The sequence below is a fragment of the Desulfovibrio sp. 86 genome (assembly GCF_902702915.1).
In the GTDB taxonomy this organism is placed as follows: Bacteria; Desulfobacterota; Desulfovibrionia; order Desulfovibrionales; family Desulfovibrionaceae; genus Desulfovibrio.
The window spans coordinates 1,108,220-1,124,958 of record NZ_LR738849.1 but is presented as its reverse complement, the minus strand read 5'-3'; the positions used below and the strand labels follow the sequence as shown (position 1 = coordinate 1,124,958).

Here is a 16,739-nt window from a genome sequence, read left to right as displayed (position 1 = left end):
GAAAACGCACAAGTCCGCGCGATAACCGCGCGGACTTGTGCGTTTTCAATCCTCAAAACATTTCAAAGTGAAATTGCTCTAGAACAGATCAACTTTGAAATGCTTCTCATTTCAAAGTTTTCATTCAGCCGAAAAATGCGATTTGCGACAACCATCAGCAGGCTGGTCGCTCTATTAACCAATTGCTGTCTTTGCGGCAGTCGTTGGCGAGTCTACGAGCCTTACGAATGGCGACAGCGATTACACAGAACAAGACGTATAGTTACTCATGCTGTCTTCAAGCGTAGTTTCCTGCGTCACAACGCTTTAAGCATCCGTAGCTTCCTTCGTCGCAACGGCTAAAGCTCGGCTGAATCCACGCCACGTTGTGGCGCGCTGCACGAAAGTGCAGCGTTAGAGCATTTACACTTTTTCAAAGTTAAAATGCTCTAACGCCCGCGAATCCAGTACGTTTCAAAGCCGTCCTGCAGCCAGCCGTCCTTCACTTCCGTCATCCCGGCCTGCTTGAATATCTGGCGGTATTCATCGCGCGTGCGCCGCCAGCCCCAGAACTGCTGACGCCGTATGCCAAGGTAATGCAGAATGCCGCGTATGAAAATCTTGATGGCGTTGACAAAGCTCCCGATAAAGGAATCCTCTTCCAGCAGTGAGGCGGAGAGCAGAATGATTTCACCGCCGGGCGTAAGCTGCGCGCGCAGTTCCTGAAGCAGGTGGGTGAACTCGTTCGTGGGGATGCCGTAGTCCACTGTGGACAAATATATCATGTCATAGTGAACGTCCGGCGGCAGACAAGCCGGAGGCAGGCCGATATAGATGCGCTCGTTGGGAATGTGCTGTCGCAGCCACTTCATGCCCACGGTGCTGGGCTCGTTGACGTGCAGCTCCAGGTCGGGCAGCTCTTCAAGAAGGATTTTTTCCATATAGCCGACGCCACTGCCGATGGAAAGCACGCGCACAGGCTCGGTGCGCGGCTGGGTTTCCCTGGCGAGCTGGTCGCGCAACTGACCGATAAGCCAGCGGGCGTCCTTGCGCTTGTTGGTGCGCCAGACGGCAGGCAAATCGTCCCAATCCTTGAACCGGCGAAAGAGCTCTTCATAAAATACGGCGTAAAACTTGGGCTCCGCCAAATGGAAAAAGGAGATATGCGAAAAGGATGTGAATGGAATTCCTTGCCAGCTTTCTTGATAAAATCTTCGCACGTCAACCCCCCGCTCATGGCTGCATAAATGCGTTATGGCAAACGCGCCGAAGCCACTCTACGCAGTCAACTATAGCGCAAGCCTTCGCAAGGCGCAATGCGCTCCGCAATTGTTCTCAATGTGCCGCTGCCCGTGAGGGCGGGCTCCCCGCGAAGCCGGGCATATTCAAAGGTTTTCGGCATGGCCGCTGCGGCGCCGGAGCACGTCCCTTTTTCAAGGGCTGGATGTTCTGGCACGAGCCAGGACCAGCAAAAGGCAAACGCAGCGAAATGCCGGGCGTCAAAAAAAACCGCGCCTGCGCCGCAGGGGGCAAAAGCCTTGCCAAATGACAGGGGACGGCGTTTGCAACGCCGCCCCCTGCGAATTTCAGGCAGATTCAGACCCTGTTAAGGCCTAGTGCCCTTTGGAATCGCCGTTACGTCCCTTTTTGCGGGGAAACAGCACAAAGTTCCAGTATACTACATAGAGGGGCAGCACCACGAACATCATGACGTAGGCCCAGTTCTTCGTATAGAGGAAGTAATCGTAAAAAGTATGGAATTCCATAGTATTCTCCTCTTTCGGATTGACTACTAGTGCTCATCCCTGAAGTCGGGGTGTTCGTACAGCACCGGCATGTGGTAGACGATAAAGCGGTACACGGTAACAATCATCGTCACCACAAAGATGGAAATGCAGAATTCCCAGATGCTGGGGAAGTAGCGTTCCGCTGAGGGCAGATTGTAGTTGAAGGCGATCATGGACACGTTGAAACGGTTCATGACAATGCCGAGCACCGCGTTGACCGAGGCAATGCGGCACAGGGTCACGTTGCGATCACGCGCGCCCTTGGCGTAGAGCAGGGCGGGCAGCAGCACGAAGCCCAGTATTTCCACGAGCCACCATGCGCCATAGCCGGAGAAGACATAGGGCAGGTTCGCCTGCACAAGCATGTCGATGACCTTGAGCATGAAGTAGGCGAACAGAATGAAGGAAGCCGCGCGCGCAAAGCTGAAAATGACGCCGTCAGCTTCACGCAAATGGGTTTCGTCCATGTAGTGGTGCAGACCCTTGTGGGCGAACATGCCTTCAAAAATGACCATGGAAGATCCGGCAGCCATGGAGCTGACGAAGAAGAACATGGGCATGAAGGGCGAGTACCACAAGGGATGCAGCTTTTCGGGCGCAATGAGGTACAGCGCGCCCAGCGAGGACTGGTGCAGGGTGGACAGCGTCACGCCAAAGATGGTGAGCACGATGGTGGCCTGCACCACGACCTTGCGCCACTTGAGCAGGAAGGTGAACTTGGACGACAGCCATTCCATAGGCGCCACGGAGAATTCGATGAGCAGCACCGTAACGTAGGTGGCCACGCACAGGCCCACTTCAAAGAGAACCGAAGTGGTGCCGGGGAAGAAGAACATGAAGGGCAGACGCAGCGGATGGCCCAGGTCGTACAGAAGGGCCACAACCACGAAGGCATAGCCGAGAAAGGCCGTGGTGATGGCGGGACGTACTGCCGAGTGGAACTGCTTCATGCCCATGACGTAGCAGGCCACGGTGGTAAAGTAGCCGCCAGCAGCGAGCGACACGCCGCACAAAAGGTCAAAGCCGATCCACAGGCCCCAGGGCTGCGTGTTGCTCAGGTTGGTGACCGAGCCAATGCCCATGGTAAAACGGATAATGGTGATTACCAGACCCACCGACAGGATGATGGCGGTAATGATGTTGCCCGGCGTAGGTCTGAAGAACTCGCCAAGGTTGAACAGCTTGTCCTTGGTAGGAATGACTATGCTGTGGTGCGACATTTACTTATCCTCCCCGTGACACTTGCACTCCGTTTCCCGGGCCTTGAGGGCCTCGGTCATGGCGCGGCGAGCCGTGTCGGCAGCACCCGGCCCCTGGGTTTCCTCAATCTTGCGCACAGCGGCGTCAACGGCGGCAGCCACGTCTTCGTGGGCTTCCTTGATCTTATCGTCCTTTTCAGCCTTGTACATGGCTTCGCGGCGCTTGCTGATGGCATACGCACCGCCGAAGAGCACAGGCCAGAAGGCCACGATCATTGGCACCGCGCCCAGCGCGCCGTAGGTCAGTTCACCCATGGGGCGGTTGCCGAGGTGGGTGTTGAGGCCAAGCTGTTTCAGTTCTTCGCCAGCCAGCGGCGCGTCGTCCGTCGGAATGGCGGCAGCGGCCTGGCCCACTGCGGGGCTCAGAACCATCCATGCGGTGCCGCCGGCGTCGGTTTCACCGTAGATGTAGTTGACGTACTTGCCGGGGCTGTCGGCCATGCGGGCACGGGCCACGCGGAGGAGGTCACTGCGGCGGCCGAAGGTGAGGGCGTCCTTGGGACAGGCCTGCACACAGCCGGGGAGCTTGCCTTCCTGGAGCAAAGGCTCACAGAAGGTGCATTTTTGCACCAGGGGGTCAAAGGCTTCGTCGTACTGGAAGCCGGGCACGTAGAAGGGGCAGGCGATCATGCAATAGCGGCAGCCCACGCACTGCGAGCCGTCGTAATGCACCGCGCCGTTGGGGTGCTTGGTGAAGCACTTGGCAAAGCAGGCCGAGGCGCAGGCCGGGTCGTTGCAGTGGAAGCACTGCAACTTGCGGAACACGTCCTTGCCGTTGACCTTGTACTTGTTCACCACGGTCCATTGGTATTCACTGGTACGGCGAGTGGTGTCGCACACTGTGAGGTCGCTGAAGGGCTTTTTGGGCTTGGGCAGGTGGTTGACCTTGTTGCAGGCCTCTTCGCACTTGCGGCAGCCGATGCAGCGGGTAGTGTCGTGCAGCACTCCGTAACTGTCAGCATAATATGGGAAAGTGTGGGGGCCAGCCTGGGCTACCTTGGCGGTGCCAAGGGCCGAGACCACGCCCGCGCTTCCCAGAATGGTCAGAAATGTTCTGCGTTTCATATTCTTACTCCATGCTAGTCGGCGCTCTTGGGCGCGGCCTTATGGCAGGTGGTGCAGTCGGTATCTCTGGGACGCGCGACGTTCATACCCTTATGGCAACCCATGCACTGCAGATGGTAGGCGGCCATGAGGTTGGGACGGCCAGGATTGACTTTGTCGATTTCCTTGGCATGGCAACTGCCGCACTTGGGCGGCGTGAGAGAGAGCGGGCTTCTGTGGTGGCAGGTCGCGCACAGAAGCTCAGGCTGATTGTGGAAAGCCTGGGCCAGCTTGTCGTCCTTGATTCCCTCAATGAGGGAGGTCAGGTGACGGCGATGGGTGAAGTTGCTTCCCTCGTACTTGTCGGCCAGAGAGTCGATGACCACCTTGAGGGGGGCCAGCATGGGAGAAACAGGCGTAACGGGCTTCTGGGCCAGCACGGTTTCGGCTGCCAGAGCTTCATTGTCGCCGGGCAAAAGGGTTCCGTTAATGCCCTTCTGCATTTGTTCCGGCGTCATGGACGGCGTAACATTGTGGCATGTGGCGCACCACGCCGAATCGCGCTTGGGCGTGACAATGGCATGACAGCCCGCGCATTCGCGCCTTTCCTTGGTTTGCTGTTCGTGACAGCTCACGCAGCTGACGGGAGTGTTGCCCTTGGCGCGCTTGGCGATCTTGGTGGCGTGCATGGCCCGCTCAAGGGTGATGAAATTGCCCTCGGCCTTGCCTTCCACGGTGTGACAGGTGCTACAGGCCACCGGGTCGCCCGTGTGGTGACAGGTCTCGCAGTTTTCAATCTTTTTTTCGTGATTAAGGTGATTGAAAACCACAGGTTTCATGGCCGCGCCCTTGGGATTGGGCTTGTCGCCGACCGGAAACATGACTATGGCCGATGGCGCGCCGCTGTCTGTTGGCTCCAGAGCTGCGGCATTTGCCGAACCAGCTCCCAGCGCCGTAAGACACGCCGCGCCAGCCAGGGCGATAGCCGCCAGCAGAAGCAGTGATGTGCCGTTCCTCATGTGCTTGTCCTTTTGCATTCAGACATTACCCCAAACCCGCCGCCTGGCGACGGGATCCTCCGGCCCCGCCGATCCCTACGGGGGGCAAACACGCAGATATTGCAACGGTATCGCAGGCGGGAAGACACGTCAAGGAGGGGTCAATCTTGGAATGGCTTCTCATGCTTGGAAAAACAAGGAGATTGGGAAAATTTTCATTAAATTCTCTCCGCCAATAAAAACCAAATCAAAGCCTTAAGGCGAATATGAGGCCAGCTTGCGCACAAGGGCACATGGCAGCGAGTTTTTTGAAATTTTTTTTGGAGGGCAAAAAAAATCCCTGCCACCGGGGCAGCGGGAAATAAAAAAAAGACCTGCGGGCGCATATGAGGGCAAAGCAAAAATTTCACCAGATCTGGAGATTTGTGATAATGCTCTGTAAATTATAATTATTTTTATGGCGTCGTCCCGCTTGGCGTGGCCGCTCGCCGCAAGGGCGCGGGGGCAACCTGGAGGCTCTTGACCTGCACTCCGAGATGCTCTACGCTCAAAGGGATAGGGTGTTACACGAAATTGCCCGCAGGCCCGGAGCCGCCGTCCGTTCCAGACATGTTCTTTCGAAAGGGCTCGTGCGGTTTTAGGTTCGCCTGTGGTGAATATGGCTATGGAGCCGGCTGCTCCTGACCGATAACGGAGGATCGTTGATGAAGAGTGTTGAAAGCCTGTTGCAGGGCAATGAACTGTTTCAAAAAAACTATTTCAAAAAGAATGAAGCCGAGCTTCTGGAACTTGTCAGAAGCGGCCAGCATCCCAAAGCGCTCTTTATCGGCTGCGCCGACTCCAGAGTTATCCCCTCGCTTATAACCAACGCTCCTCCCGGCCAGCTTTTCGTGTTGCGCAACGTGGGCAACTTTGTGGCTCCCCACAAGCCGGACGAAGACTATCACGCTATGGCCTCCGGCATAGAATACGCCGTCACCACCCTGGATATTTCAGAAATCATCATCTGCGGGCATACGTACTGCGGGGCCATCGAGGCCCTGTACAAGGAAATCAGCGGCGAACAGCTCATCCACACCAAGAAGTGGCTTTCACTTGGCAAGAAGGCCAAGGAGCTCGCCCTGCTCGCGCTTGGCAAGAATGCCGACAAGGACAGGCTGCTGCGTCTGACGGAAAAGCTCTCCATTGTCTTTCAGATTGAAAACCTGCTCACCTATCCTTACGTCAGGGAAAAGGTGGAGAATGGCGCCCTGCATATCCATGGCTGGCTCTACCATATCGAATCCGGCGAAATGGAATACTATGATCCCGACCAGCACGAGTTTCTGACACTGAGCAGGTCGGAAGCCGCGTCATAGACGCGGGCGTTGTCGCACAGTTTTTTGTGCGGTTGACGCTTCAAAGTATTTGCAGGCGGCCCGCTGTCAGAGCGGGCCGCCTGCCTGCGTTTGGCCGTCTGATACGTAAAAGCAATCGGAAGCATTCCAGCAACAGGGTTGCGGCCGCTTGAGGGTTTGCCGCATCGCCAGGAAAACTCTGGTTCTGCAATGCCCGCCTCAGATCAGAGGCCCCATTGCCTGCCACTAAAACACCATAAAAGTTTTAGGGGGTGGGGGTGTGGGGGAGGAGACCCTTTTTCAAAAGGGTCCCTCCCCCACAAAGCATAACAGCACATTTCACCATACTATCTTCCTACCCCACCCCATTGCCTGCGCGCGGCTGCGACCACGCCGTCCACATCTTCCGGGGGCAGCCAGAGGGCCTGCTTGCGGGCGCGAAACCAGGTGAGCTGCCGCTTGGCGTAGGCGCGCGTGTTACGCAGCCAGAGCGAGCGGCATTCTTCAAAGTTCAGGCGGCCGCGCAGAAAGGCCAGGGCCTCGGCGCAGCCGATGCCGGACCAGCCGGGCGCGCCGTCGTCGTCGCAGTGTTCAAGGGCAGCGCGGGCCTCGTCCAAGGCCCCAGCGTCAAGCATCATGTCCAGGCGGCGGGCCAGGCGAGGTTCCAGCCAAGCGAGGGGGGCATCCAGCACCAGCAGCGGCCCGGAGCAGGGCGGGGGGCTCATGGCGTTTTTGTGCCACCAGGTGAAGGGTTTGCCCGTGGCCTGCCGCACTTCAAGGGCGCGCACGATGCGCTGGCGGTCATTGGGGTGGATGCGGGCGGCGTATTCCGGGTCCACCTGGGCCAGTTCGGCGTGCATACGCGCCGCGCCCTGGGCTTCCATGCGGTCGGTGAGGGTCTGGGTCAGGGCCGGGTCCACAGGAGGGATCTGCGCCGTGCCGTGCAGCAGGGTGTGGAAGTACAACCCTGTGCCGCCCACCAGGAGGGGCGTCTTGCCCCTGCCGAGGATGTCGCGGACAAGGGCCGTGGCCTGGTCGGCCCAGCGGCCTGCGCTGATTTTTTGCGCTGTGGGCAAAAAACCGTAGAGGTGGTGCGGGCAGTGGGCGCGTTCTTCGGTGGTGGGCTGCGCGGTTATGCAGGGAAAATCCGCATAGACCTGCCGGGAGTCCGCATTGATGACCTCGCCGTCAAGGGCGTCGGCCATGGCCAGGGCGGCGGCCGTCTTGCCGGAGCCTGTGGGCCCCGCAAGGCAGATGACAGGCAGCGGGGCAGCCTGTGCCGCCCCGCTGTTGGTATGCGTGTTCCGCATGGATTTCATCCGGCGGTTACGAGGTGCGAAAGCCGCTGTGGGGCGGGGCAAGACAGGGGGTGGCCTGGGCGACCTCGCCTTTTTCGTATTTTTCCATAAGCGCCAGCCGCACGTTTTCGGGCACAAGACCCTTGATGTCCGCTCCGTGGCTGGCCGCCGCCTTGACGATGGTGGAGCTGATGAACAGCCACTGGTAGTCGGTCATGAGAAAGACCGTCTGGATATGGCGCTGCAGGCGGCGGTTCATGAGGGCCAGCTGGAATTCGTATTCAAAGTCCGAGACGGCGCGCAGCCCGCGCAGCAGAACGCAGGCCCCGCGCTGGGCGGCATATTCCACTGTCAGGCCGGAAAAGGGTTCCACAATGACCTTGGGCTCGTCCTTGAGGGCCTCGCGGAGCATGGCCACACGCTCCTCGTGGCTGAACAGGGGGCGCTTGGGCGTATTGTCGGCTACAGCCACGATGAGCTGGTCAAAAACCTCGCAGCCGCGGCGAATGAGGCTGAGATGCCCGTTGGTCACCGGGTCGAACGTACCGGGATACATGGCTATTTTCATGACGCTATCCAGATGCAGACGCGGGTCTGGCCCAGCAGTCTGTCAGTTTCCAGGGTGAAACCGGAGGGCACGGCAAAGCTTGCCTCTTTTTCAATTTCCGCAGTGACAAAGGCTCCGGGGGTAAGCCATCTGTGGGCCGCCAGCAGCCGCAGGGCCGGTTCGGCCAGCTTTTTGCGGTAGGGCGGATCCATAAAAACCAGGTTATAGGGTTGTTGCGGCGGGCGCTTGAGCACCTTGAGCACGTCGTCTTTCACGAGGCCCGTTTCGGCCTGCACGCCCAGCGCTTCCACATTGGCCTGAAGGCAGCGCATGGCCTGCACGGAGTTTTCAACCAGCAGGGCATGGGGCGCGCCACGGCTGATGGCCTCAAAGGCAAGGCTGCCGCTGCCCGCGAAAAGATCCAGCACCCGCGCCGTGGACCAGACAAGTCCACGGGCGGCGAGCATGGAAAAGAGGGCCTCGCGGGTTTTGCTCATGGCGGGGCGGTAGCCCTCGCCTTCCACAGTTTTAAGCGTCCGGCCGCCCAGGCGGCCTGATATGATGCGCATGGTACTCCCGTATGCCTACATGCGCGAGATAAGGCGCGTGAGGGCGTAGTCCATTTTTTCCAGAGCTTCCTGCAAATCGGTCTGTTCCACCCAGGGGCGGGCTTCCACATCGGCCAGCTTGCCCTTGAACATGCCCCACTTGCGTTCCACCTCGTCGGTGAGGAAATTCCAGTCCACCTTGGGGTGGGCCATGGTCTCGTGCGTGATGGTTTCGGCAACCTGACAGCCGTCCAGGGTCATTTCCTCAAGGTAGGAGGCTATGTGGGGCGTGACGGCAAAGCGCTCGCGTATGAGTCCGGCCAGGACTTCCTGGGCCTTGGACTCACCGTGGGTGAGAATCACCTGCGCGCAGTTGTGCACCAGGGGGGCCAGCCATCCAAGAAGCTGGCTTTGCCCGGCATGGCCCGAAAAACCGTTGATGGTGAAAATACGGGCGGCTACGTCCATATCTTCACCGAACAGGGTAATTTTTTTGGCTTTTTCAACAATTTTGCGGCCCGGTGTGCCTACGGCCTGATAGCCCACAAAGACGATGCTTGCACCGGGCTTCCAGATATTGTGGCGCAGGTGGTGGCGTATACGGCCCGCGTTGCACATGCCGCTGGCCGAAATGATGATGGCCGGGCCCTTGTAGTCGTTGATGGCCTGCGATTCCGCCACAGACAGGGTGTAGCGCAGGTTGGGCAGGGAGAAGGGATTGTCGCCGTTATTGAGCATCTTTTGCGCGGCGTCGTCAAAAAGCTCGCGGTTGCGCTCAAAGACCTCGGTGGCGCGTATGGCCAGGGGGCTGTCCACATACACGGGCATGTCCGCGGGCAACAGGCCCTTTTTGTTGAGCACATGCAGGCAGTACAGCACCTCCTGGGTGCGTTCCACGGCAAAGGCGGGAATGATGACTTTTTCGCCCTTGGCGTAGCTGTAGGCGATGGCGTCGGCCAGTTCCTGATCGCTGAGGTCTTCATCCTTGTGGTCACGGTCGCCGTAGGTGGACTCCATAAACACATAGTCGGCCTGGGGCGGGTTTTCGGGGTTGCGCACGATAAGAGACTGCGGGCGGCCGATGTCGCCCGAAAAGATGAGGCTGGTGGTCTTGCCGTTTTCGGCGGCTTCGATGCGCAGGGAGCCGGAACCGAGGATGTGCCCGGCGTCGTAATAGGTGACCGTGATGCCTGGGGCGGGTTCAAAGGTCTTGTGGTAATCCACCGCAGAAAAGAAGGTGACGGCTTTTTGTGCGTCCGCCACGGTGTACAGAGCAGCGGGGGGATTTTTCAGCCCGCGACGCATGTATTTTTTGGCTTCCCACAGGGCTTCCATTTCCTGGATATGGGCGCTGTCCTGCAGCATGAGGTCAAGCAGTTCGCTTGTGGCCTTGGTGCAGTATACGGGGTTTGCATAGCCTTCGCGCACCAGCCGGGGCAGCAGACCGGAATGGTCGATATGGGCGTGGGTGATGAGGATGAAGTCAATGTCTGTGGGATGGTAGACTTCAGTTTCCCGGTTGCGCGCCTCAATGGCCTTGTTGCCCTGGTGCATGCCGCAATCGACGCAGAATCGCTTGCCGCACGCCTCAATCATGTAGCAGGAACCGGTCACGGTTTGTGCCGCGCCCAGAAGTTGAACCTTCATCGTGGCCTCCGATAATAAGTAACGGCCAGAAGCAGCCGCAAAGTCCGTCGCGGCGTAGGACAGGCAGACGGCTGTTTTTCGTCTGACGTGCCTCGCCTCCGCAAAGCCCGGTGCTGTACAGGGTGCGGCGCGTAAAACGCAGTGCGCGCGGCCGTGCGTTGGCCGCAGGTCGCGTTGGGGACTTTTTTCCATAGCCGCTTGAGGCGCGCAGCGTCAAGCCTGCGCCGCCTGGGACGGCTTTGCTCCGGTTTTCCACGTGCATTGGGCGGTGCATTGCCTTTACCGCGCCGCCCACATATACTGCCACTCTGGTTCGCCGGGCGGCAGCAAGCCCCCGGCCCATTTACGCGCTTCCGCCCGGAAAGCCGACAAAGCTGCGGCAGCCTGACGCTGTTGACGTTTTTTGCGTCTGCTTTTTCCGGGAGCAACGGAAGATACCCTAAGGAGAATCCATGCCTGAACTGCAACAAAATATTGTGGACGATCTTGCCTCCGTCACCACCGAATCCTGGCGTACCTTCCGCATCATGGCCGAAATGGTGGAAGCTCTGGATATCCTCAACGCCCTCAAGGTCAATTGCATATCCATCTTCGGTTCGGCCCGCAGCACGCCGGACACGCAGGAATATCAGGATGCCGAAAAAATTTCGCGTCTGCTGGTCGAAGCCGGTTTCGGCATCATCACCGGCGGCGGCCCCGGCGTGATGGAAGCGGCCAACAAGGGCGCTTTTGACGCGGGCGGCGAGTCCATCGGGCTGCACATTCACCTGCCGCATGAGCAGGGCTGCAATCCGTATGTGAAAACCCGCTGTAACTTCCGCTATTTTTTCATACGCAAATTCATGTTCGTCAAATACGCCATGGCCTACGTGGTCATGCCCGGCGGCATGGGCACCATTGACGAACTTTCCGAAGCCTTTGTGCTGGCACAGACCGGGCGTACGCGCGCCTTCCCCATCGTGCTGTATGATTCCAGCTTCTGGAGCGGCATGGTGGAATGGCTGCGCAAGAACATGGCCGCGCGCGGGTTTATCAAGGAAACGGAAATTGACCGGCTCATCACCGTGTGCGACACGCCTGAAGAAGTGGCCAGTCATCTACGCAAAATCGTTATTCTTTAGGACGCTGCATGAGGCGGCAGGCATCAGAACCTTTCTTCCCCCATTCCGGCGGTCCTGCCTCCGGGAATGGGGGAGTTCGCGTTTTTACGCCAGCCGGGCCTGTGCCCCCCGCGCCGCCGGGGCATAGCTGGGAGAGCCTCATGGGGCGGGCACTTGAGCGCGCCCGACTGGCCGCCGCCGCAGGGGAGATACCCGTGGGCGCGGTTATCGCGGCCCCCGACGGCACGGTGCTGGCGGAAGCGGGCAACGCCCCTGTGGGTCTGCACGATCCCACGGCGCATGCCGAAATCCTGGCCCTGCGGCAGGCCGGACGCGGTTTGGGCAATTACCGGCTTGGCGGCTGTGTGCTGGTGGTCACCCTTGAGCCCTGCGCCATGTGCGCCGCTGCCTGCATCCATGCCCGCCTTGCCGGAGTGGTTTATGGGGCGGCGGATTCGCAGGCCGGGGCCGTCATCTCGCGTGCCGAGTATTTTGACGCGCAGAGCGCCAATCACAGCCTCTGGCATATGGGCGGCGTGCGCGCGGCTGAATGCGCGGAACTGCTGCGCGATTTTTTTGCCGCCAGGCGCGAAGAATAGGGGAGCCCAATGCCAAAGCCGCAGGATTTGGAAAAGCTGGCTCCGCTGTTCAGGAGAATTGGCGCCGAAACATATCCGGCGGTTGTGCGCGCAGACGGATGCTGCCAATCCGCAAGCACTGCTGCTCATTCAGCGGGTGGGCATGCCGGGCATCATATATTGGAGAACAGCGCGTTTTCAGCGTTGATCTGCTTTGGATTATGACTGTGGGGAAGCGTTTGTAGTGCGGTTTGGCCCGCGCTGCCGGAGCTTCGCCCCAACCGCCATGGGCTGGACCCCAAAAGGAACGCCATGCTGGAACTGACGGTTTTTTTTAGCGGCGCACTGGTCATGGTGCTGGAAATGGTGGGCGCGCGCGTGCTGGCCCCCTATGTGGGCACCTCGGCCATTGTCTGGACAAGCCTTATAGGCGTGGTGCTGGCTTGTCTCGCTCTGGGAGCGTGGGCGGGCGGGCGTATGGCCGACAGGCATCTGTCGCGCCGTGGGCTGGCCCTGGCCCTGGCCGGAGCCGGCCTTGGCTGCGCGCTTACGGCTCTGTGTCATTCGCTGGTGGGCCAGTGGGTCACGGAGGGCATCGGCAATCTGTACGTGGCCGCCGTGGCCGCCGCTGTGGGCATTTTTGCCCTGCCCGCATTCTTTTTCGGGGCCATAAGCCCCTATGCCATCCGCCTGCGCATCGGCAGCGTGGACACTGCCGGGGCCACGGTGGGGCGGCTGTATGCCCTGTCTACGGCGGGGAGCATTCTTGGGACATTTCTGGGCGGCTTTGTGCTGATTTCCTTTTTCGGCAGCGCCAGCATCCTCTGGGGCGTATCCGTGTGCATGATGGCGCTTTCGCTGTGCAACGCGGCACGCGGCGGCAAGATTCGCGCTGCCCTGCTGGCCCTGTGCCTGATTGGGGCCGTCATGAACGGCATGTACGGAAGCTGGCAGGAAGGCAGGGGAGGGGTGCGGCTTGTGGAAAGCCCCTACAACAGCATCCGCGTCTATGAAGGCATGGACTGGGGCGAGGGCGGCCGCGCCGTCCGGCTCATGGCCACAGACCCCGGCTACAGCCAGTCGGGCATGTATCTGGACGACCCGGCGGAACTCTATTTTCAGTACACGCGTTTTTATGCCCTTGGCCCGCGCTTTGTGCCCCAGGCCCGTTCCGTGCTTATGCTCGGCGGGGGCGGTTATTCCGTGCCCAAGTGGATTCTGGCGGGCAAGTCGGCCTTGGCCGCGCCCGACGAGGTGCGCATGACCGTGGTGGAGATTGACCCGGCCATGACGGAAACCGCCCGCCGCTGGTTCGGCCTCAAGGACGACGCGCGTCTTACGGTGGAACACGAGGACGCCAGGGCCTTTCTGAACCGGCAGCAGGGGCAGTATGATCTGGTTTTTGTGGACGTGTTCAACTCGCACTACGCGGTTCCCTTCCAGATGGGCACGGTGGAAGCCGCGCGGGCCTTGCGGCGGGCCGTTGCGCCAGGGGGCGCGCTGCTCATGAACGTCATCTCCGCTGTGAACGGCGAGGACGGACGATTGTTTCAGGGCATCTACGGGGCTTTGTCCGCAGCTTTTGAAGAGGTGCAGGTGTATTGCGTGTCCCGTCCCGACAGGCCGGATGAGGTGCAAAACCTTATGGTTGTGGCTTTTCCTGAAAAAAGGGAGGGCACGGCCAGGGAAACGGCACGGGCAGAAGAGGCAGGCGCAAACGCCGACACGGGCATGGCCGCCATGCTGGCGACCCGTCTCACGGGCCCGCTGGTTTTTGACACGCCGCCTCTTACGGACGACTTTGCCCCTGTGGAGCGCTATGCGCTTATGCTGCTACGGCAGTAAGCGCCTGGCCTCTTGCGATGCCGGGGCGAAAAATGTAGCATTCCACAATAAAAGTAGAGGAGGCGGCCTATGCAATTCAGTACAGTGAGTCCGCTGAGTTTGAGTGAAAATGTTCTGACCATACTTGGCAACAAGCTGGCTGCCGGGCAGGAGCTCACCATGACCGAACGGTTGATGGCTCTGTCTGCGGCAGGAGCGATTGTCGCCAGCAAATACGGCCCCGGCCCGGCGGAAATGGTGCTGACCCCGCCGCAGCTTCCTGAAGATGTACGGGGTCTGCTGACAAACTATGCCGGATAATTTTGCTCGGTCAGGCGAGCGGTCACAAGCCCCTGCAGGGAGAATGCATTTTGAACGAAACCATTGACGATCTTACAGTACAGTTTGAAGAAAACGGCCAGATCATTGTGAATGAACTGGACAAGGTTGTACTGAGCAAGGGGCTGTGGACCACCATACTTTTCCGCTACCAGCAGTGGCAGCCTGAAAAGGACGATTTTGGCCCTGATGTGTATGTCATCCGGCGGTACAAAAAGTCCGGCGGCGAGTACCGCCAGCAGTCCAAATTCACCATTTCCAGCGCGGAGCAGGCCCGCAAGATTGTGGACGCGCTGAGCAGCTGGATAAACTAGACGCTGTCGTCACAAGCGCTTTTCCAGTTATTTCTGCGGCAAACACCGCAAAAACGGCGAATCGCAGGTTCTTACCTGCGGCTCGCCGTTTTTGCTGGAGCGGGATTAGCTGTTACGCCCCAAAACGGCCATGCCCAAAATTTTTGTGAATGCAGATTGCGCGCTGTCTGAAAGGCGCTGTTTCCAACATCCCCGCTTCAGAATCAGAAACCAACCGTGTACTAAATCCTACTCTAATAAGAGTTTTAGGGGGAGGGGGCGTGGGGGAGGGGACCCTTTTGCAAAAGGGTCCCTCCCCCACAAAGTTTTTCCAACCTCCTGCATCTAGAGCATTTAACACTTGAAATGCTCGCGTACGGCAGGCAAAAGCCCGCCTACTCGCATTTCGTGGCAAGGATTTTCAGAAAAATCCTTGCAGAGCATTTAACTCATTTCATTCGTAAACTGCTCTAAAGCGCCGCCGCCTGGCCGTCGCCGCGCGGGTCTGCGGCCCCCTGCCAGACGCCGTTGGGCCGCCGCAGTATGGCCCCGGCGTGTCCCATCAGTTCCGCGAAGTCGTCCATGCGCCGCACCACGTGCCCGCGCCGGGTCAGTTCCTGCGCGACGCTTTCAGGGATGCGGCCTTCAAGCTTGAGGTCGTTGGATTCTTCGCCCCAGCTTCGGCCCAGGAGCCAGCGCGGCGCGTTGATTGCGTCCTGCGGGCTCATGCCAAAATCCACAATGCGCGTGGTCATGGCCGCGATGGTCTGGGGCTGGCCGTCGCCGCCCATGCTGCCGTACACAAGGTGGGGCTGCCCGTCCCTGAGCAGCATGGCGGGCGTCAGGGTATGCAGGGTGCGTTTGCCCGGCAGCAGGCAGTTGACGTGCTTGGGGTCAAGGGCAAAGGCGCAGCCCCTGTTTTGCAGCACAAAGCCCGCGTTGTCCGCCACCACGCCCGAACCGAACTCATGATAGATGCTTTGTATGAGCGACACCGCGTTGCCTGCCGCGTCCACAGCGCCCAGCCAGATGGTGTCGCCGCCGGGGGGCAGGGGGGGCAGGGCGTCGGCGCGTTTGTCCATATGGATGCGCGCCGCCTGCTGTTGCCCGTGTTCAGGGGAAAGCAGCCGCTGCGTGGGGATGTGGGCAAAGTCGGGGTCCGTCAGATAGTGCTGGCGGTCGATGAAGGCCTCGCGGGTGGCTTCAGCCATGACGTGATAGTAGTCGGCAGTGCCCTCGCCCAGAATATCCACATCCATCTGGTTGAGGATATTGAGAATCTCCAGTGTGGCCAAACCCTGACAGTTGGGCGGCGGCGTGCAGGCCGTGTAGCCCCTGTAGTCCACCCGCAGGGGTTCGGTCCAGTCAGCGGTGTGGCTGACGAGGTCCTTGTGCGTGAGCAGGCCGCCCTGTCGATGCAGGGCGCTGATGATGGCCCGCGCCGTGTGGCCTTCATAGAATTCCTGGGGGCCGTTGGCGGCCAGCCGGGCCAGGGTTTCGGCCAGTTGCGGCTGGCGCATGACAGCGCCAAATCCCGGCGGGTGCCCTTCGGGCGTAAAGTACAGGCTGCGGAAGTCCTCGGACTGATGCAGGCTGTAATTCGGCTTGCCGCTGCTCACCAGAGCCAGACCGTTGCCCAGGGAATGGGACACGGCAAAGCCGTGGGATGCGTGTTCCTGCGCCGGGGCCAGCAGTTCGGCCCAGTTCAGGGGCGAGGCCATGATTTTTTTGCTGTGATCAAAAGCCGCGCCCCAGCCGGACACCGCGCCCGGAACGGTCAGCGCGGCCAGCGGGCCGCGCGTGGGCACTGCCGTGTGGCCGCGCTCCGCGTAGAGGGCAGGGGTGGCGGCCTGTGCCGCCCGGCCGCTGCCGTTGAGCGCGCGCAGGTTCTGCGTGGCCGCATCATAGATGAGCCAGAAGTTGTCGCCGCCAAGGCCGCACATGTGGGGGTAGACCACGGAAAGCACGGCAGCAGCGGCAATGGCCGCATCCACGGCGGTGCCGCCCTTGCGCAGGATGTCGCGCCCCGCCTGCGAGGCCAGATAGTGGGGGCTTGTGACCATGCCCCGCAGGCTCAGGGGGTTGCTGGCCGTGGAAGACGTGAAGGAATACCTGTGGCTGGATGGCATTGTGACCTCGTGCTGGCTATCGCAGGGGTTTC

At 60.0% G+C, this 16,739-nt stretch carries 16 protein-coding genes; 6 read left to right on the top strand and 10 right to left on the bottom strand.

The window, feature by feature from the left end; genetic code table 11:
• Positions 1–428: 428 nt before the first annotated feature.
• The 5 genes from DESU86_RS04875 to DESU86_RS04855 form a co-directional block, all read right to left on the bottom strand.
• Positions 429–1,058 (bottom strand): methyltransferase domain-containing protein, encoded by a 630-nt coding sequence (locus tag DESU86_RS04875; protein WP_232088267.1) that lies wholly within the window; start codon positions 1,056–1,058, stop codon positions 429–431.
• A gap of 534 nt (positions 1,059–1,592) precedes the next feature.
• On the bottom strand, positions 1,593–1,745 hold the full coding sequence (hmcD, locus tag DESU86_RS04870; protein ID WP_179980016.1) for a sulfate respiration complex protein HmcD: 153 nt from the start codon (positions 1,743–1,745) through the stop codon (positions 1,593–1,595).
• A gap of 26 nt (positions 1,746–1,771) precedes the next feature.
• Positions 1,772–2,986 carry a sulfate respiration complex protein HmcC gene (hmcC, locus tag DESU86_RS04865; RefSeq protein ID WP_232088266.1) on the bottom strand — a complete coding sequence of 405 codons (1,215 nt, stop codon included), beginning with the start codon at positions 2,984–2,986 and terminating at the stop codon, positions 1,772–1,774.
• Positions 2,987–4,090, bottom strand: a complete 1,104-nt coding sequence (hmcB, locus tag DESU86_RS04860; RefSeq protein WP_179980015.1) for a sulfate respiration complex iron-sulfur protein HmcB — start codon at positions 4,088–4,090, stop codon at positions 2,987–2,989.
• Between the two features lie 14 nt (positions 4,091–4,104).
• A complete protein-coding gene (locus tag DESU86_RS04855) occupies positions 4,105–5,088 on the bottom strand; it encodes a nine-heme cytochrome c (protein ID WP_179980014.1) in 984 nt (327 codons plus the stop codon).
• Positions 5,089–5,771: 683 nt separating this feature from the next.
• Between DESU86_RS04855 and DESU86_RS04850 the strand changes: the two genes are divergently transcribed.
• Positions 5,772–6,425: a carbonic anhydrase gene (locus DESU86_RS04850; RefSeq protein ID WP_179980013.1), complete on the top strand. Its 654-nt coding sequence runs from the start codon at positions 5,772–5,774 to the stop codon at positions 6,423–6,425.
• Between the two features lie 326 nt (positions 6,426–6,751).
• On the opposite strand, the gene miaA is transcribed toward DESU86_RS04850, so the two are convergent.
• Genes miaA through DESU86_RS04830 form a run of 4 tightly spaced genes read right to left on the bottom strand, consistent with a single transcriptional unit; the run spans position 6,752 to position 10,444 of the window.
• The gene (miaA, locus tag DESU86_RS04845; protein WP_179980012.1) at positions 6,752–7,714 is read right to left on the bottom strand and encodes a tRNA (adenosine(37)-N6)-dimethylallyltransferase MiaA; all 963 of its coding nucleotides are present in this window, start codon (positions 7,712–7,714) and stop codon (positions 6,752–6,754) included.
• 16 nt (positions 7,715–7,730) lie between these two features.
• Complete coding sequence (gene coaD / locus DESU86_RS04840) at positions 7,731–8,270, bottom strand: pantetheine-phosphate adenylyltransferase (RefSeq protein ID WP_179980011.1); 540 nt, start codon at positions 8,268–8,270, stop codon at positions 7,731–7,733.
• Positions 8,267–8,818 (bottom strand): 16S rRNA (guanine(966)-N(2))-methyltransferase RsmD, encoded by a 552-nt coding sequence (rsmD, locus tag DESU86_RS04835; RefSeq protein WP_179980010.1) that lies wholly within the window; start codon positions 8,816–8,818, stop codon positions 8,267–8,269. Before rsmD ends, coaD begins: the two co-directional genes overlap by 4 nt.
• Before the next feature lie 15 nt (positions 8,819–8,833).
• Entirely contained in the window at positions 8,834–10,444 is a 1,611-nt protein-coding gene (locus DESU86_RS04830) for an MBL fold metallo-hydrolase (protein ID WP_179980009.1), read from the bottom strand.
• Positions 10,445–10,896: 452 nt separating this feature from the next.
• On the opposite strand from DESU86_RS04830, the gene DESU86_RS04825 reads away from it, so the two are divergent.
• The 5 genes from DESU86_RS04825 (at position 10,897) to DESU86_RS04805 (ending at position 14,599) form a co-directional block, all read left to right on the top strand.
• The gene (locus tag DESU86_RS04825) at positions 10,897–11,565 is read left to right on the top strand and encodes a TIGR00730 family Rossman fold protein (protein ID WP_179980008.1); all 669 of its coding nucleotides are present in this window, start codon (positions 10,897–10,899) and stop codon (positions 11,563–11,565) included.
• A gap of 101 nt (positions 11,566–11,666) precedes the next feature.
• Positions 11,667–12,143 carry a tRNA adenosine(34) deaminase TadA gene (gene tadA / locus DESU86_RS04820; RefSeq protein WP_269474324.1) on the top strand — a complete coding sequence of 159 codons (477 nt, stop codon included), beginning with the start codon at positions 11,667–11,669 and terminating at the stop codon, positions 12,141–12,143.
• A gap of 291 nt (positions 12,144–12,434) precedes the next feature.
• Positions 12,435–13,967 (top strand): fused MFS/spermidine synthase, encoded by a 1,533-nt coding sequence (locus DESU86_RS04815; protein WP_179980006.1) that lies wholly within the window; start codon positions 12,435–12,437, stop codon positions 13,965–13,967.
• A gap of 69 nt (positions 13,968–14,036) precedes the next feature.
• Positions 14,037–14,267: a hypothetical protein gene (locus tag DESU86_RS04810; protein WP_179980005.1), complete on the top strand. Its 231-nt coding sequence runs from the start codon at positions 14,037–14,039 to the stop codon at positions 14,265–14,267.
• A gap of 50 nt (positions 14,268–14,317) precedes the next feature.
• Entirely contained in the window at positions 14,318–14,599 is a 282-nt protein-coding gene (locus DESU86_RS04805) for a hypothetical protein (protein ID WP_179980004.1), read from the top strand.
• 449 nt (positions 14,600–15,048) lie between these two features.
• Here DESU86_RS04805 and ggt read toward each other — a convergent pair whose 3' ends face one another.
• Positions 15,049–16,707, bottom strand: coding sequence for a gamma-glutamyltransferase (ggt, locus tag DESU86_RS04800; RefSeq protein ID WP_179980003.1), 1,659 nt, complete (start codon positions 16,705–16,707; stop codon positions 15,049–15,051).
• Positions 16,708–16,739: the final 32 nt, after the last annotated feature.

Excerpts from the sequence above, each read along its gene's own strand:
- hmcD (WP_179980016.1), bottom strand. The coding sequence starts at position 1,745 with ATGGAATTCCATACTTTTTACGATTACTTCCTCTATACGAAGAACTGG.
- hmcC (WP_232088266.1), bottom strand. The coding sequence starts at position 2,986 with ATGTCGCACCACAGCATAGTCATTCCTACCAAGGACAAGCTGTTCAAC.
- hmcB (WP_179980015.1), bottom strand. The coding sequence starts at position 4,090 with ATGAAACGCAGAACATTTCTGACCATTCTGGGAAGCGCGGGCGTGGTC.
- DESU86_RS04855 (WP_179980014.1), bottom strand. The coding sequence starts at position 5,088 with ATGAGGAACGGCACATCACTGCTTCTGCTGGCGGCTATCGCCCTGGCT.
- DESU86_RS04850 (WP_179980013.1), top strand. The coding sequence starts at position 5,772 with ATGAAGAGTGTTGAAAGCCTGTTGCAGGGCAATGAACTGTTTCAAAAA.
- miaA (WP_179980012.1), bottom strand. The coding sequence starts at position 7,714 with ATGCGGAACACGCATACCAACAGCGGGGCGGCACAGGCTGCCCCGCTG.
- coaD (WP_179980011.1), bottom strand. The coding sequence starts at position 8,270 with ATGAAAATAGCCATGTATCCCGGTACGTTCGACCCGGTGACCAACGGG.
- rsmD (WP_179980010.1), bottom strand. The coding sequence starts at position 8,818 with ATGCGCATCATATCAGGCCGCCTGGGCGGCCGGACGCTTAAAACTGTG.
- DESU86_RS04830 (WP_179980009.1), bottom strand. The coding sequence starts at position 10,444 with ATGAAGGTTCAACTTCTGGGCGCGGCACAAACCGTGACCGGTTCCTGC.
- DESU86_RS04825 (WP_179980008.1), top strand. The coding sequence starts at position 10,897 with ATGCCTGAACTGCAACAAAATATTGTGGACGATCTTGCCTCCGTCACC.
- DESU86_RS04815 (WP_179980006.1), top strand. The coding sequence starts at position 12,435 with ATGCTGGAACTGACGGTTTTTTTTAGCGGCGCACTGGTCATGGTGCTG.
- DESU86_RS04810 (WP_179980005.1), top strand. The coding sequence starts at position 14,037 with ATGCAATTCAGTACAGTGAGTCCGCTGAGTTTGAGTGAAAATGTTCTG.
- ggt (WP_179980003.1), bottom strand. The coding sequence starts at position 16,707 with ATGCCATCCAGCCACAGGTATTCCTTCACGTCTTCCACGGCCAGCAAC.